The organism is Massilia oculi (assembly GCF_003143515.1).
Lineage (GTDB): Bacteria > Pseudomonadota > Gammaproteobacteria > Burkholderiales > Burkholderiaceae_D > Telluria > Telluria oculi.
Genome location: NZ_CP029343.1, coordinates 4,361,928 through 4,377,466, shown reverse-complemented (window position 1 = coordinate 4,377,466; position 15,539 = coordinate 4,361,928). Strand labels below are relative to the sequence as shown.

12 protein-coding genes are annotated in these 15,539 nt (G+C 66.8%); 11 read left to right on the top strand and 1 reads right to left on the bottom strand.

The annotated features are described in order from the left end of the window. The first annotated feature begins 62 nt into the window (after positions 1-62). From DIR46_RS19775 to DIR46_RS19760, 4 genes are read left to right on the top strand one after another with little or no spacing between them, the layout of a single operon-like run. A complete protein-coding gene (locus tag DIR46_RS19775; RefSeq protein ID WP_109346769.1) occupies positions 63-1,280 on the top strand; it encodes an efflux RND transporter periplasmic adaptor subunit in 1,218 nt (405 codons plus the stop codon). Further along, positions 1,277-2,014, top strand: a complete 738-nt coding sequence (locus DIR46_RS19770) for an ABC transporter ATP-binding protein (RefSeq protein WP_109346768.1) — start codon at positions 1,277-1,279, stop codon at positions 2,012-2,014. Before DIR46_RS19775 ends, DIR46_RS19770 begins: the two co-directional genes overlap by 4 nt. Further along, positions 2,011-3,234, top strand: coding sequence for an ABC transporter permease (locus DIR46_RS19765; protein WP_229446322.1), 1,224 nt, complete (start codon positions 2,011-2,013; stop codon positions 3,232-3,234). The genes DIR46_RS19770 and DIR46_RS19765 overlap by 4 nt, the downstream gene beginning before the upstream one ends. A 5-nt stretch (positions 3,235-3,239) precedes the next feature. Further along, entirely contained in the window at positions 3,240-3,923 is a 684-nt protein-coding gene (locus DIR46_RS19760; RefSeq protein ID WP_109346767.1) for a hypothetical protein, read from the top strand. A 70-nt stretch (positions 3,924-3,993) separates the two neighbouring features. Here DIR46_RS19760 and DIR46_RS19755 read toward each other — a convergent pair whose 3' ends face one another. Further along, entirely contained in the window at positions 3,994-4,695 is a 702-nt protein-coding gene (locus DIR46_RS19755; RefSeq protein ID WP_109346766.1) for a helix-turn-helix domain-containing protein, read from the bottom strand. Between the two features lie 144 nt (positions 4,696-4,839). On the opposite strand from DIR46_RS19755, the gene DIR46_RS19750 reads away from it, so the two are divergent. Genes DIR46_RS19750 through DIR46_RS19720 form a run of 7 tightly spaced genes read left to right on the top strand, consistent with a single transcriptional unit; the run spans position 4,840 to position 15,321 of the window. Further along, on the top strand, positions 4,840-6,885 hold the full coding sequence (locus tag DIR46_RS19750; RefSeq protein WP_205289010.1) for a serine hydrolase domain-containing protein: 2,046 nt from the start codon (positions 4,840-4,842) through the stop codon (positions 6,883-6,885). Continuing rightward, a complete protein-coding gene (locus DIR46_RS19745) occupies positions 6,885-7,895 on the top strand; it encodes a dipeptide epimerase (protein WP_109346765.1) in 1,011 nt (336 codons plus the stop codon). Before DIR46_RS19750 ends, DIR46_RS19745 begins: the two co-directional genes overlap by 1 nt. Positions 7,896-7,915: 20 nt before the next feature. Beyond that, positions 7,916-9,208, top strand: coding sequence for a peptide MFS transporter (locus DIR46_RS19740; RefSeq protein WP_109346764.1), 1,293 nt, complete (start codon positions 7,916-7,918; stop codon positions 9,206-9,208). A 38-nt stretch (positions 9,209-9,246) separates the two neighbouring features. Next, on the top strand, positions 9,247-11,496 hold the full coding sequence (locus tag DIR46_RS19735; protein WP_109346763.1) for a TonB-dependent receptor: 2,250 nt from the start codon (positions 9,247-9,249) through the stop codon (positions 11,494-11,496). Continuing rightward, positions 11,496-12,527 carry an N-acetyltransferase DgcN family protein gene (locus DIR46_RS19730; protein WP_109346762.1) on the top strand — a complete coding sequence of 344 codons (1,032 nt, stop codon included), beginning with the start codon at positions 11,496-11,498 and terminating at the stop codon, positions 12,525-12,527. The genes DIR46_RS19735 and DIR46_RS19730 overlap by 1 nt, the downstream gene beginning before the upstream one ends. Next, positions 12,524-14,110, top strand: a complete 1,587-nt coding sequence (locus DIR46_RS19725; RefSeq protein ID WP_109346761.1) for a serine hydrolase — start codon at positions 12,524-12,526, stop codon at positions 14,108-14,110. Before DIR46_RS19730 ends, DIR46_RS19725 begins: the two co-directional genes overlap by 4 nt. After that, on the top strand, positions 14,107-15,321 hold the full coding sequence (locus DIR46_RS19720) for a dipeptidase (protein WP_205289009.1): 1,215 nt from the start codon (positions 14,107-14,109) through the stop codon (positions 15,319-15,321). Before DIR46_RS19725 ends, DIR46_RS19720 begins: the two co-directional genes overlap by 4 nt. The last annotated feature ends 218 nt before the right edge of the window (positions 15,322-15,539 follow it).

Genomic DNA, 15,539 nt, shown 5'->3' with positions numbered 1-15,539 from the left:
GCTAATCTTTTACCAAGGCATCACACTCGATGCTTTACTTGCCGTTCGTTTGCCTGGAACCAATGAAAATCTTTACCAAGAAACGCATCGTCATCGCCACCATCGTTCTCGTCGCCGTCGCGGCAGGCGCGGTACTGCTCAAGCCCAGGGACAACGTCGTCCCGCCGTCGAAATACCGCAGCACCGCGGTCGACCGCGGCGCCATCAACCAGACCGTGACCGCCACCGGCACCATCAACCCGGTGGCACTGATCAACGTCGGCTCGCAGGTCTCGGGCACCGTGGCCGAGCTGCACGCCGACTTCAACGACCGCGTCAAGAAGGGCCAGGTGCTGCTCAAGCTCGAGCCCACCATCTTCAACGCCCAGGTGGGCCAGGCCGAAGCCAGCATCGCCTCGGCGCGCGCCAGCCTCCAGCTGGCCCGGGCCACCTACAAGCGCAACGAGCAGCTGGTGGCGCAGAACTTCGTCTCCAGCCTGGCGCTCGACCAGTCGCGGCGCGAGATGGACGTGGCCGCCGCCAATCTCAAGCTGGCCCAGGCCCAGCTCGACCGTGCGCGGGCGGACCTCAACAACAGCGTGATCCGCTCGCCGATCGACGGCGTGGTGATCAAGCGCACCATCGACCTGGGCCAGACCGTGGCGGCCTCGTTCAACACGCCGAACCTGTTCCAGATCGCGAACGACCTGACCAAGATGCAGATCGACACCAGCGTGTCGGAAGCCGACGTCGGCCTGCTCAAGGACGGCTTGCCGGCGCGCTTCGTGGTCGACGCCTATCCCGACCGCGAATTCAACGCCACCATGCGCCAGTTCCGCCTGGCGCCGAACGTGGTCCAGAACGTCGTCACCTATAACGTCGTGCTCGACGTCGACAACACCGACGAACTGCTCAAGCCCGGCATGACGGCGCAGGTAAGGCTGGTGGTGGCGAACCGGCCCGACGTGCTGCGCATCCCGACCACGGCGCTGCGCTTCCGCCTGTCCGAAGAAGAGCAGGCGGCAGAGCGCAAGCGCGACAAGGACAAGGAGAACGACGTCCAGCAGGTGGCCGCGCAGCCGGCCAAGCCCGCCGCGCAGGAAGACGACGTCGCCTTCCGCAGCGCCAGCGAGACCGCGCGCATGTTCAAGATTTATAAACTCGACGCGATGAACCAGCCGCAGCCGGTCGACATTCGGGCGGGGCTTTCCAACTTCCGCTACACCGAAGTGCTGTCGGGCGACCTGAAGCCAGGCGACCGCGTGGTGACCCGCGCGCTGGCCCAGCCGGAGAACCAATGACCGGGCCGCTGATCGCCATCCGCGGCGTCACCAAGACCTACGTCAGCGGCAGCGTCGAGACGCCGGTGCTGCACGGCGTCGACATGACGGTGGAGCGCGGCGACTTCGTGTCCATCATGGGCGCGTCAGGCTCCGGCAAGTCGACCCTGATGAACATCCTCGGCTGCCTGGACCAGGCCACCGGCGGGACTTACCTGCTCGACGGCGTCGACACCCGCCAGCTTTCACGGCCCGCGCTGGCCGACATCCGCAACCGCAAGATCGGCTTCGTGTTCCAGAGCTTTAACCTCATCAAGCGCATGTCGCTGGCGGAAAACGTCGCCCTGCCCCTGATCTACGGCGGCGTGGGGCGCGCCAGGGCGCGTGCGCGGGCCGTGGCCGAACTGGAACGGGTCGGCCTGGGCGAACTCGCCGGACGCACGCCGAACCAGCTCTCCGGCGGCCAGCAGCAGCGCGTCGCGATCGCGCGCGCACTCGCCACCGACCCGCCGCTGCTGCTGGCCGACGAGCCGACCGGGAACCTCGACACCCAGACCAGCGACATCATCATGCACAGCTTCCAGCAACTGAACCGCGAGCGCGGCATCACCATCGTGCTGGTGACGCACGAAGCCGACGTCGCCGCCTACAGCAAGCGCCTGGTGCGCCTGAAGGACGGGCAGGTGATCTACGACGGCCCGGCCGCCGAAGGGCTGCGCCAGTTCGCGACCGCCGCGGCGGGAGTCGCGCCATGAACCTGATCCAGGTCTTGATCGAATCCCTGCGCTCGATGGCGGCCAACCGCCTGCGCACGGCGCTGACGATGCTCGGCATCGTGATCGGCATCGCCTCGGTGGTGCTGCTGCTGGCCCTCGGCGACAGCATGCAGCGCTTCATCGGCAAGCAGCTGCAGATGCTGGGCACGAACATGGTCTACATCATGCCGGGCGGCGACCGCACGGAAGCGCAGCGCGCCCGCGAAGGCAAGGTGGCGGTGCTGACCCAGGTTGACGCCGAGGCGCTCAATGCCCTGCCCAGCCTGACCGGCGCCGCGCCTGCCCTGCAGGGCAGCTTCAAGGTCAGCGCCGGCAACGAGAACCTGAGCAGCACCGTGATGGGCGTGACCCCGGACATGTTCACGATCCGCAACTGGAAGGTCGACCAGGGCACCCTGTTCGGCGAAGCCGACGTGCGGGCCAGCGCGCGGCTGGCGGTGATCGGCCAGAAGGTGGCCGACCAGTTCTTCTACCGCGCCGATCCGCTCGGGCGCTACCTGCGCATCGAGAACGTGTCGTTCCAGGTGATCGGCGTGCTGGCCGGCGAAGGCCGCCAGCCCGACGGCACCGACCTGGCGGAACAGATCGTGGTGCCGATCACGGCGGCCAGCGCCCACCTGGTCAAGTCGCCGTTCCCGCAGAACGTCCACTACATCAACGCCCAGGGCCGGCCGGACGGGTCGATGAACGAGGCCATCGAGGACATCAAGGAAGTGTTGCGCGACCGGCACCGGATCCGGCTCGACGACCCGGACGATTTCCGCATCCAGAACCTGAACACGATCGCCGACACGGCCAACAAGATCAGCGCCGGCGTCGCCCTGCTGCTCGGCCTGATCGGCGCGATCTCGCTGCTGGTGGGCGGGATCGGCATCATGAACATCATGCTGGTGTCGGTGACCGAAAGGACGCGCGAGATCGGCATCCGGATGGCGATCGGCGCGCGCCCGAACGCCGTGCTGCTGCAGTTCCTGGCCGAGGCGGTGGTGATCTGCCTGGCCGGTGGCCTGGTCGGGATCGCGATCGCGGCGGGCGGCGCGGCGCTCATCACGAAGTTTGCGGACTTCGAGGTCTACCTGACCCTGTCGGGGGTGCTGGTGGCGTGCGGGTTCGCGACGGCGGTCGGGATGTTCTTCGGTTTTTATCCGGCGCGCAGGGCGTCGAGGCTGCTGCCTGTTGATTGCTTACGTTACGAGTGAATATTATGACGATAAAATTTTTATTGCAGAGCCCGGATCACAACGAGACAACCCAGGAATTTCAAACTCTGCTTGCTTCGGCAAAAGATGGAAGACTTTATATTCTGACCGGCAGCGTTTCATCGTATGACGGCGTGGCATCGGAACTTGCCAGTGCGATTTCCTGGGCCGCCAATCAGGCAAACCGCGAAATTGTTCTGCTAATAGGAATTTTTGCGGATACCAAGGGAAAATACACGGCCTCTCTGGATCAAGTGGTCACAAAGGTCGGGAATCTCTTCGTCAAAACCATCAATGCCTTACGCAGTAACAGCAATACCGGTATCGCGATCAACGTCCAATTTGTCGCTGTTCGAAAATGGCACGCCAAAGCCATCGGGCTCTCCGGTCGCGGAAAGGACTTCCTGAATACCGACTTCTCCATCTTTGGAAGCACCAATTTCACCGAGCCGGCCAGACATGGGGATAATTGCGAGTTCGACACCTGTATCATCAACGATGACCAGGATGGAGCAGGACCGCTCATTCGCATGTTTGCGACCAAGCTCAGAACACTGATTCATCACGGATTCCAGCACAACCGCGAGCCTGCTTTTGCACACCGGGTGGTCCAGATAATCACACAGAATCTTTCCAATGTAACGATCTCCCCCCAGACCGGACAATCCTGTTACCAGCTCGGGTTCTGACGGTGTCTACCGTTCCAGACCGTTTCCCGTAACCGGCAGGCCCTCCCACACAGGGCGCTGACAAAGCCCCTCAGTCCTGGCTGTTTGCGGCCTTGCGCCTGGGTGGCTTGGCCGGCGCCCGTTCCACCTGTCCGTCCGGGGACCCGAGCGTGTGGGCGTGCGTATGCGTCGACATCATCGACTGCATCTGCTCCTCGTCCGCACTCGACATCACGGTCAGCACCTCGGCCTCGTCGCAGCCTTCGGGCGTCAGGTAGGCATGCCCCATGCTCGAGTCGAAATAGATCGACTGCCCCTCCTTGAGCACCACCGGATCGTAGAACTCGCTGTGTAGCACCACCGCGCCCTTGAGCACGTAGGTGAACTCTTCTCCCGAGTGATGCACCAGTTGCCCGAACTCCCTGACCGACTTGGCGCGGATGCGCGCGATCACCGGGATCATGCGCTTGCGCCTCAGCTCGGCGCACAGGTAGTGGTAGTCGTAGTTGGGCGTCTCCACCCGCACCGCCGACTGCAGGTCGCCCAGGCTGCGGCGCGCCGTGACCGCCGGCTCGGCCTCGGGTTCTTCGGCAAACAGCTCCGACATGCGCATGCCGAGCTTCTGGCTCAGCTGGTACAGCTTGTCGTAGGTCAGCGTCAGCTGGCCGTGCTCCACCTTCGACAAGGTGGACACAGGGATGCCGCTTTTCACGCTCATTTCCTTCAGCGTCCAGCCCTGGCGGCTGCGCAGGCTGCGGATCAATGCGCCGAGTGTTGGGGATTCAGATGCCATAGAAGAATTTTTTATATGTTGACATAGTCTCTGATTAGGAAGATATTTCTCTAATCAGAGAAAAATAACTCGGATCAAGCTTTATTTTATAGGCTGACCCGGTGGTCCGCAATCAACCGAACGAACAGGGAGAAGGGAGACTCGATGAGATTTCTGAAGATTCTGCTGCTGAGCATGCTGTGCTGGAACGGCGCCGGGCTGGCCCAGCAGGCGCCGCGAGCGCCGACGCTGCCGCCGGCGCCGATCGCGCCGGGTCCGGTCGCCAAGACCCCTACGGATACGGCGCAAACGGCCGTCCAGTCCCCCGCTGCCGCCGGCGGACGTGCCCTCGACAAGACCGATCTCGACGCCTGGCTCGACGGCTACATGCCGTTCGCGCTCAATACCAGCGATATCCCGGGCGCGGTGGTGGTGGTGGTCAAGGATGGCCAGGTCCTGAGTGCGCGCGGCTTCGGCTATGCCGACGTCGACAAGCGCACGCCGGTCGATGGCGAGCGCACCCTGTTCCGTCCCGGCTCGGTATCGAAGCTGGTGACCTGGACCGCCGTCATGCAGATGGTGGAGCAGGGCAAGATCGACCTCGACGCCGACGTCAACACCTACCTCGACTTCAAGATCCCCGCGCGCGCCGGCAAGCCGGTGACGATGCGCGAGATCATGACCCATACCGCCGGCTTCGAAGAGTCGGTGAAATACCTGATCGTCTACGACAAGGGCAAGGCCAGGCCGCTGGGAGAACTGCTCAAGGCATGGGTCCCCGAGCGCATCTTCGACGCCGGCACCGCGCCGGCCTACTCGAACTACGCCACCTCGCTGGCCGGCTACGTGGTCGAGCGTGTATCGGGGCTGCCGTTCAACGACTATGTCGAACAGCGGATCTTCGCGCCGCTGAACATGCGCACCGCCACCTTCCGCCAGCCGCTGCCGCCAGCGCTCGAGCCGCTGATGGCCAAGGGCTACAGCAAGCCCGGCGAACCATCGCTCGGCTTCGAGATCGTCAACCCGGCGCCGGCCGGGGCGCTCTCGGCCAGCGGCCAGGACATGGCCAACTTCATGATCGCCCACCTCGCGGGCGGAGAATTCAACGGCCAGCGCATCCTGTCCGCCGCCACCGCGAAAATGATGCACGATAGCCCGCTCGACAAGATCGCCAGGTCGACGCTGCTGCCGCCGCTCAATCGCATGGAGCTCGGCTTCTTCGAGACCAACGTCAACGGCCGCGACGTGATCGCCCACCTGGGCGACACCGAAGGCTTCCACACCTCGCTGCACCTGTACATGGACGACGGCGTCGGCCTGTACCTGTCGGTCAACAGCGGTGGCCGCGACGGCGCGTCCAACACGCTGCGCAGCGCCCTGTTCCAGGATTTCTCCGACCGCTACTTCCCCACCACCCTCCCGCCCGATGGCCGCGTTCCCGAGGCCGAAGCGCAGCGCCATGCCGCGATGATGGCCGGTTCCTGGGAAAGCACGCGCCGCTCCGAATCAAACTTCTTCGCCGTGTTCAACCTGCTGGGCCAGGTGAAGGTCACGCTCGACGACAAGGGCAACCTGGTGGTGCCGGCCCTGCTCGGGCCGAATGGCCGGCCGCGCGAATGGGTGGAAATCGCGCCCTTCGTGTGGCGCGACAAGAATGGCGAAGACCGCCTCGCGGCCCAGCTGGTGAACGGTCAAGTCGTGCGCTGGAGCATGGACTTCATGTCGCCGTTCATGGTGTTCGACCGTGTCCCGGCCGGCAAGAACGGCGCCTGGCTGATCCCGGCTGCCTGCGCCGCCGTTTGCGTGCTGCTGCTCGCCGTGCTGGCCATGCCGGCCGGCTGGATCGTGCGCCGCCGCTACAAGCTGCAGCACACGCTGGACAAGCCGGCGCGCCAGGCCGCGCTGGCCACGCGCGTTTGCGCGCTGGCCATCCTGGCGGTGCTGGCCGGATGGGCCGGCATCGTGGCGGCCTTCGAGGCGACGCTGGAAAACGCGACCTCCCCGCTCGACCCGTGGCTGTGGCTCCTGCAGATCGGCGGCCTGCTCGCCTTCGTGGCGGCGCTGGTGGCCGGCGCGCGCAACCTGCAGCTGGCGTTCAGGGAAAGCGGCCGCCTGCGCAAGTTCTGGAGCGTGCTGTATCTGCTGTCGGTGCTGCTGCTGGCCTACGTCGCCCTGCGCTTCGGCCTGCTTTCGATGACGGTGAACTACTGATGGCCCGCCTCACGATCTCGGTCGCGACCGAAAAACTGCGCCTGGCGAAACCGTTCCGCATCTCGGGCCATGTGTTCGAGGCCTTCGAGGTGGTCGTCGTCACCCTGGGCGACGGCCGCCACCAGGGCCGCGGCGAAGCCTGCGGCGTCTACTACCTGGGCGACGACGCGGCCCACATGCTGGCCGCGCTCGATGGCGCCAGCGCCGCCATCGCCGCCGGTCCCACGCGCGAAGAGCTGCGCGCCATCCTGCCGCCGGGCGGCGCGCGCAATGCGGTCGACTGCGCGCTGTGGGAACTGGAAGCGAAGCGCGCCGGCGTGCCGGTGTGGCAGCTGGCCGGCAAGCCGGCGCCCAGGCCGCTGCTCACCACCTTCACGCTCGGCGCCGACGCGCCCGAGGCCATGGCGGAGACGGCGCGCGGCTACGCCCAGGCCCACTCGATCAAGATCAAGCTCACCGGCGACCTCGATCTCGACCTGGCGCGCGTGGCGGCGGTGCGCGCCGCGCGGCCCGACGCCTGGCTCGGCGTGGACGGCAACCAGGGCTTCGTGGCCGGCCAGCTCGACGCCCTGATCGCCGGCCTGCTGGCCCAGGACGTCGGCCTGCTCGAGCAGCCGCTGGCGCGCGGCCACGAAGCCGAGCTGGAAGGCTTGCGCTCGCCGATCCCGCTGGCGGGCGACGAAAGCATCCTGTCCCTCGGCGACGTGGCCTGCGCCGTCGGCCGCTACGATGTCGTCAACATCAAGCTCGACAAATGCGGCGGGCTGACCGAGGGCCTGCTCATGGCCCAGGAAGCGCGGCGCCTGGGCCTCAGGGTCATGGTCGGCAATATGGGCGGCTCGAGCCTGTCCATGGGGCCGAGCTTCGTGCTGGGCCAGGAATGCGACATCGTCGACCTCGATGGCCCGATCTTCCTGGCCAACGACCGCCGTCCCGGCGTCGAGTACGCCGACGGAAAGGTCTGGTCCGGGCCCGCGGTCTGGGGCGGCGCCGGAAAGACTCCCGCATGAGCGGCGCAAGGAGTGATGCAATGCGCGCGCAGCCGACCTGGTTCGGCCATCCGCGCGGGCTGACGGTCCTGTTCCTGACCAATATGTGGGAACAGTTCTCGTACTACGGCATGCGCGCGCTGCTGGTCTACTTCATGACCAAGGAACTGCTGCTGGCGCAGACCCAGGCCTCGTTCATCTACGGCGCCTATACGGCGGCGGCCTACTTCACGCCGATCCTGGGCGGCGTGCTGGCCGACCGCTGGCTCGGCAAGCGGCGCGCCATCGTCATCGGCGCCTCGATCATGGCTGCCGGGCACTTCATGATGGCCTTCGACGCTTTCTTCTACCTGGCGCTGGCCACCATCGCCCTCGGCAACGGCCTGTTCCTGCCGTCGCTGCCGAGCCAGGTCGGCGACCTGTATGCGCGCAGCGATGCGCGGCGCGGCTGGGCGTTCAACGTCTATTACGTGGGCATCAATATCGGCGGCTTCCTGGCGCCCTTGATCTGCGGCACGGTGGGCGAGCTGTATGGCTGGCACTACGGCTTCGGCCTGGCCGGCGTCGGCATGCTGCTGGGCCTCGCGATCTACGTCGCCGGACAGCGCTACCTGCCGCCGGAAACCTTGCGCACGCCGGCGCCCTTGCACGACGGCGCGCCGCGCGCCCTGGGCCGCGAGACCGTGCTGGTCCTGGCCGGCATCGGCCTGGCGGTGACGGTATTTCGCGCCGCCTACGAGCAGGTCGGCAATACGGTGGCGTTGTGGGCCGACAGCGGCGTCGACCGCACCGTGGGCGACTGGACCATCCCGATGACCTGGTTCCAGTCGCTGAACCCGCTGTTCGTGATGCTGCTCACGCCGCCGCTGCTGGCGTACTGGCATCGCCGCGCCGCGGCAGGCGTCGACCAGGCGCCGCTGCGGCGCATGGCCTGCGGGGCGCTGATCGTGGCCGGCGCCTACCTGCTGCTGGCCACCATCGGCTGGAGCGCCGGCGGCGCGGCCACCGGCTGGTTCTGGCTGGTGTCGTTCTTCCTGGTGCTGACGATCGGCGAGCTGTTCATCCTGCCCACCGGCCTGGGGCTGTTCGCCCGGCTGGCGCCGCGCCACCTGGGCAGCACCACGGTCGCCGCCTGGTTCCTGGTCACCTTCGCCGGCAGCCTGTCGGCCGGCCTGGTAGGCGGCCTGTGGAGCCGCTTCGAACCCGGCGCCTTCTTCGCCCTGCTGGCGGCATTGGCGGCGCTCGCCGCCGGCCTGCTGTGGCGCCTCGACGGTCCGATGCGGCACGCGGACCGGCAGCATGCCGGCGGCATTGCCGCCGGCGCCAACGCTTGATGTCCCTGAAACGATAACGAGAAACAGGAGAGAACCACATGGCATTTCCCACGCCAAAAGCAGCAGGCAGCATCGTCCTGACATCCATGGCGCTCGCGGTAACGGGCGCGTTTTCAAACGCTCATGCGGCCGGACAGGAACAACAGCGCGACGATGTCCAGCAGGTGGTCGTGACCGCCCAGAAGCGCGCACAGACGATGGTCGACGTGCCGCAATCGATGTCGGTGGTCGGCGGCGACGCGCTGGAAAAACACCAGGCCACCGGCTTTGCCGACTACCTCAAGCTGGTGCCGAGCCTGCAGCTGGTGCAGAGCACCCCGGGCGAAGGCCGTCTGGTGCTGCGCGGTCTCGATACCGGCGGCGTGGCCTCCACCGTCGCCGTGTACCTGGACGAAACGCCGTTCGGCTCCAGCAGCGGCCTGGCCAACGGCGCCATCCTGGCCGGCGACTTCGATACCTTCGACCTGGCGCGGGTCGAGGTGCTGCGCGGCCCGCAGGGCGCGCTGTACGGCGCCAGCTCGCTCGGCGGCCTGGTGAAATTCGTGACCAATGCGCCGGACATGGACGGCTTCGCCATGCGCGCCCGGATCGGCGCCGCATCGGTCGACGGCGGCGGCGTGTCGTACCGGACGAACCTGGTGGTCAATACCCCGATTAGCGAGACGCTCGCCGCCCGCGCCTCGGTCTCGTACCAGAAGGAGCCCGGCTTCATCGATTCGATCGGCACCGCCGGCTCGGACGTGGCCAGGGACATCAACAAGGCCGAGAACTACGGCGGCCGCGCCTCGCTGCTGTACAAGCCGCACAAGGACTTCGACCTGCGCCTGACGGCGGTCGCGCAGAACATCGCCACCGACGCGCCGAGTGTCGTCGAAAGCGACCCGAACTCGCTCGAGACGCTGTACGGCCGCCCGACCCAGTCGCAGTTCGTCCCGCAGATGCGCGACATCCACTACCGCGTCTTCAACGGCACCGCCAACTGGAACCTGGGCAGCGCCAGCCTGACCTCGTCGACCAGCTACAGCACCCAGAAGCAGTACGCGCGCGAGGACATCACCTACAACCTGAGCGGCTTCATCGAAGAAAACCTGGGCGTGCCGAACGACCTGTTCATGGGCATGGAACTCGAGGTCAAGAAGTTCACGCAGGAGCTGCGCCTGAGTTCGAACGGCGGCGGGCGGGTCGACTGGCTGGGCGGCCTGTACTACACCGACGAGGATGCCAAACTTGCCCAGCACTACAAGGCGCTGGTGCCGGGGTCGACGACGCCCGCCACCGGCCTGCCGCTGCTGGCCGAGATTGGCCTGGGCTCCAACTATCGCGAGGTCGCGGCCTTCGCCAACACCACGATCCACCTGAATCCCGTGTACGACCTCGATATCGGTGGGCGCTACAGCCACAACAAGCAGGATGCGCGCCAGGTCGGCGAAGGCGCTCTGGCCGGCGCGCCGGTCGACAACCGCGCCGAATCGTCCGAAGACGTGTTCACCTATGCGGTCTCGCTCAAACGAAAATTCAGCGAGCGCACCGCCGTCTATGCGCGCGCGGCCAAGGGCTTCCGTCCGGGCGGCCCCAACGTCCTGCCGCCGGAAGCGCCGCCCGGCACCCCGGCCACCTACGATTCGGACAGCGTGATGAGCTACGAGGCCGGCCTCAAGACCCAGACCGCCGACGGACGCTGGTCGCTCGACCTGTCGGCCTTCCACATCAAGTGGAAGGACATCCAGCTGCTGGCCGAGGTGAACGACTACGGCGTCAACACCAACGGCGCAGGCGCCACCGCCGACGGCGTCGAGATCACCGCCGGCTGGCGTCCGCTGCGGGGCCTGCGCCTGTCGGCCAACGGCGCATGGAACAAGGCGCGCCTGGACAACGACACCAGCCCGCTGGTGGGCGGCTTCAAGGGCGACCGGCTGCCGTTCTCCCCGAAGTACACGGCGGCGCTGATGGCCGACTACCGCTGGACCATCGGCGACACCACGCCCGCCTTCGTCGGCGCCTCGGCGCGGCGCATGGCGGGCCAGTACGGCAACTTCGACCTCGACTACCGCACGGCCAACGGCCGCCAGCGCGAGATCCCGTCGTACAACGTGGTCGACGCCTATGCCGGCCTCGAGCTCGGCAACTGGACGGTCGAGGTATTCGGCAAGAACCTCGGCAACAGCGATGGCCGGCTATCGACGACGTCGACCATGGCGAACGGCATGTTCGTTTCTCCGAACGGCGCGATGCTCACCGGCGTGATCGCGCCGCGCACCGTCGGCTTCACCCTGACCCGGGAGTATTGATGCCTTCATCACTGGACAACCGCAGCGTCGGCCGCTGCCTGCTGTTCCTCGGCGACGTCACCGAACCGGGCTTCGCCAAGACCGCCTTCGGCCTGCGCGACTGGGCCGGCGAGCGCTGCGTGGGTGAGCTGCGCCTGCCGCAAGCCACCGTCTCGGCCGGCCTGCCGCCACTCACTTGCGAGCAGGCGGTGGCGCAAGGCGCGAGCGCGCTGGTGATCGGCGTGGCGGCGCCGGGCGGCGGCATTCCGGACGCCTGGGTGCCGGCCCTCGCCGCCGCGCTCGACGCCGGCCTGGACATCGTCTCGGGCATGCACGTGCGGCTCGGCGCGCTGCCCGCCCTGCGCGAAGCCGCACAGCGCAGCGGCCGGCGCCTGGTCGACGTGCGCACGCCACCGGCCGACATCCCGATCGCGACCGGCCTGCCGCGCAGCGGACGCCGCATCCTGACGGTCGGCACCGACTGCGCGCTGGGCAAGAAGTACACGGCGCTGGCCATCAGCCGCGGCCTGGCCGCGCGCGGCGCCGACGTGAGTTTTCGCGCCACCGGCCAGACCGGCATCATGATCGCCGGCGGCGGCATGCCGATCGACGCCGTCGTCTCGGACTTCGTGGCCGGCGCCGCCGAGATCCTCAGCCCCGCCGCGGCGCCCGGCCACGTCGACGTGATCGAGGGCCAGGGCTCGCTGTTCCACCCGGCCTTCGCCGGCGTCTCGCTGGGCCTCTTGCATGGCAGCCAGCCCGATATGTTCGTGGTCTGCCACGATCCGCGGCGCGACCACCTGCTCGGCTATCCCGCCTCGCCGCTGCCGTCGATCGACACCGTGATCGAACTGACCATCGCGCTGGGCCGGGTGACCAATACCGCGATCCGCTGCGTGGGGGTGGCCCTGAACACCGGCGGCATGGACGCACGGGCAGCCGAGGCCGAAATTGCCGCATATGCCGCGCGCTTGCCGTATCCTGTCGCCGATCCGATGCGCGGCGGCCCCGCCTTCGAACGCCTGCTCGACGCCTGCCAGGAGACACCATGAAGATCACGCTTTCCCTGCTGCTCGCCTTCACCTTCGCCTGCGCACCCGCGCTGGCGGCGCCCCCGACTGACTTCGAAGCCCGCGCCGAGCTGCTCCGCCAGCGCATCGGCGTGCCGGGCCTGGCGATCGCCATCGTCGAAGACGGCAAGACGACGCTGGCGCGCGGCTTCGGCGTGCGCCAGCTGGGCGCGCCGGCGGCGGTCGACGGCGACACCCTGTTCCCGACCGGCTCCACCGGCAAGGCGATCACGGTGGCGGCGCTGGCCACGCTGGTCGATGCCGGCAAAATCGAGTGGGACGACAAGGTGACCGATCACCTGCCGGGCTTCCAGATGTACGACCCGTGGGTGACGCGCGAGATCACGATCCGCGACCTGCTGACCCATCGCAGCGGCCTTGGCTATGGCGCCGGCGACCTGCTGTTCGTCCCGCGCAGCAAGCTCTCGCGCGCCGAGACCGTGCACCGCGTGCGGTTCCTGGAACCGGCGACCAGCTTTCGCAGCACCTATGCCTATTCGAACCTGATGTACGTGGTGGCTGGCCAGCTGATCGAGCAGGTCAGCGGCAAGACCTGGGAAGAATACACCCGCGAGCACGTCCTGCGTCCCGCCGGCATGACGGTGTCGACCACCCACAACGAAGACAATTTCGCCACCGCGAACCGCGCCTATCCGCATGCCCGCATCGGTGGGATCAAGAGCGGCGGCCTGCGCGGCGCCGGCGAGCAGGTGCGGCTCGACGAGCGCGACGACCTGGGACGCAACGCGGCCCCGGCCGGCGGCATCGCCAGCAGCGCCAACGACCTGGCGCACTGGCTCCACACGCTGCTCGGCGCCGGCGTGGCGCAGGACGGCAAGCGCGTGTTCAGCGCCGCGACCCACGAGCAGATGTGGACGCCGTCGATGCCGATGCCCACCGGCCCCATGCCGCCCGAGCTGAAGCTGCTCGAGTCGAAGCTGTCGAGTTATGGCCTGGGCTGGGACCTGATGGACTACCGCGGCGCGCGCATGATCTGGCACGGCGGCGCGGTGTTCGGCTTCGGCACCGCCGTGGTGCTGCTGCCCGAGCAGAACGTGGGCTTCGCCATCGCCATCAACAGCGAAGATGGAGAACTGGTGCGCGGCCTGATGTACGAGCTGGCCGACCACTACCTGGGTAAACCACAGGCGGACTGGCCGGCGACCTTCCAGGCCTACAAGGCGAAGAAGGTGAAACAGGGGCTGGAATTGCTCAAGGCCAAGCAGGCCAGGCCGGTGAAATCGACGCCGTCGCTGCCGCCGGCGAGCCTGGTGGGGATCTATGCCGATCCCTGGTACGGCAAGCTCGCGATCACGCAAGAGAAGAATGGCCTGCGGGTCGACTTCACCTCGACCCAGCGCATGGCGGGCCGGCTCGAGCACTGGCAGTACGATACCTGGATCACGCGCTTCGACGACCCTGCGCTGGAACCGGCCTACCTCAGCTTCGCCTTCGACAAGGACGGCAAGGTGCAGGGCATCAAGCTCGCGCCGGTGTCGCCGATCGCCGATTTCAGCTGGGATTACGCGGACCTGAACTTCACCCCGATCAAGACGACCGAATGAAAAAGACCACGACTGCCAGCCTCGCCCTCGCTTCCCTGTTAGCGCTCGCCGGCTGCGCCGCTCCCGGCGGCGCGCCGATGGACGACAAGGTCGATAACAACCATCGCCGCCTGCTCACGCTCGACGCCCATCTCGACACGCCGGTGCACTTCGGCCGCGCAGGCTGGGACTTTGGCGAGCGCCACGATCCCGCCGTCGAAGTGGCCCAGGTCGATCTGGGGCGCATGGTTGAGGGCAGCCTCGATGGCGGCTTCTTCGCCATCTTCACCGACCAGGGACCGTTGACGCCCGAGGGCTATGCGGCGGCGCGCGAACATGCGCTGGTGCGTTCGCAGTTGATCGACACGACGCTGGCGCGCCATGCCGACCGCATCGGCATCGCCACCACCGCTGCCGAGGCGCGCCGCCTCGACGCCGCCGGCAAGCTGGTGGCGTTCAAGAGCATCGAGAACAGCTATCCGCTGGGCGACGGCGCGGCGGCGATGGCGGCGCTGGCCCAGTTCCAGCGCCAGGGCGTGCGCCTGGTCGGCATCGTCCACGGCAAGAACAACCAGTTCGCCGATTCGTCGACCGACAAGCCCACCTGGAATGGCCTGTCGCCGCTGGGGCGCGACTGGGTGCGCGAGATGAACCGGCTGGGCATGGTGATCGACGCCAGCCATGCCTCGGACGCCACGGTCGACCAGATGCTGGCCTTGTCCGCTACTCCGCTGCTGCTGTCGCACTCGAACTCGCGCACCAGCTACGACCACCCGCGCAATATCGACGACGCCCGCATCCGGCGGATCGCGGCCGGCGGCGGCGCGATCTGCGCCTCCACCATCTACCTGAGCGAACTGACAATGGGCCCGCAACGCGCGGCGCTGTTCGACCGGCTCGAACACATCGGCACGCTGGCGCCGCTTGACCAAGCCGCGTTGAGCCGCGAGTGGCTGGCGCTCGATGCGGTGGAACCGTTGTGGCAGACCAGCTTCGAGCAGTACATCGCCTCGCTCAAGCACCTGATCGCGGTGGCTGGCATCGACCACGTGTGCATGGGCGCCGATTTCGACGGCGGCGGCGGCCTGGCAGGACTGGACAACGTGGCGCACCTGCCGCGCATTACCGAGCGCCTGAAGGCCGACGGCATGTCGGACGCCGACCTGGCGAAGCTTTGGAGCGGCAACCTTCTGCGGGTACTGGAGGCGGCGGAAAAACGCGCTTCGTTGTAAGCAATTGTCGAAAATTTGTTAAAAATCAATATGAGCCATATATATGATGGCGATATAAATCTATACCGAAATTATATTGATTATTAAATAACTCTAATATGTAAGTGATATTGACTCGTAACATCCAGTCATTATTTCGTTTCCAGACAGCAACATCGAGAGCATAAACTGTCATTATGGGTTTCCTCTGCCGAGCTACAACGTGTACTTTTGACCGG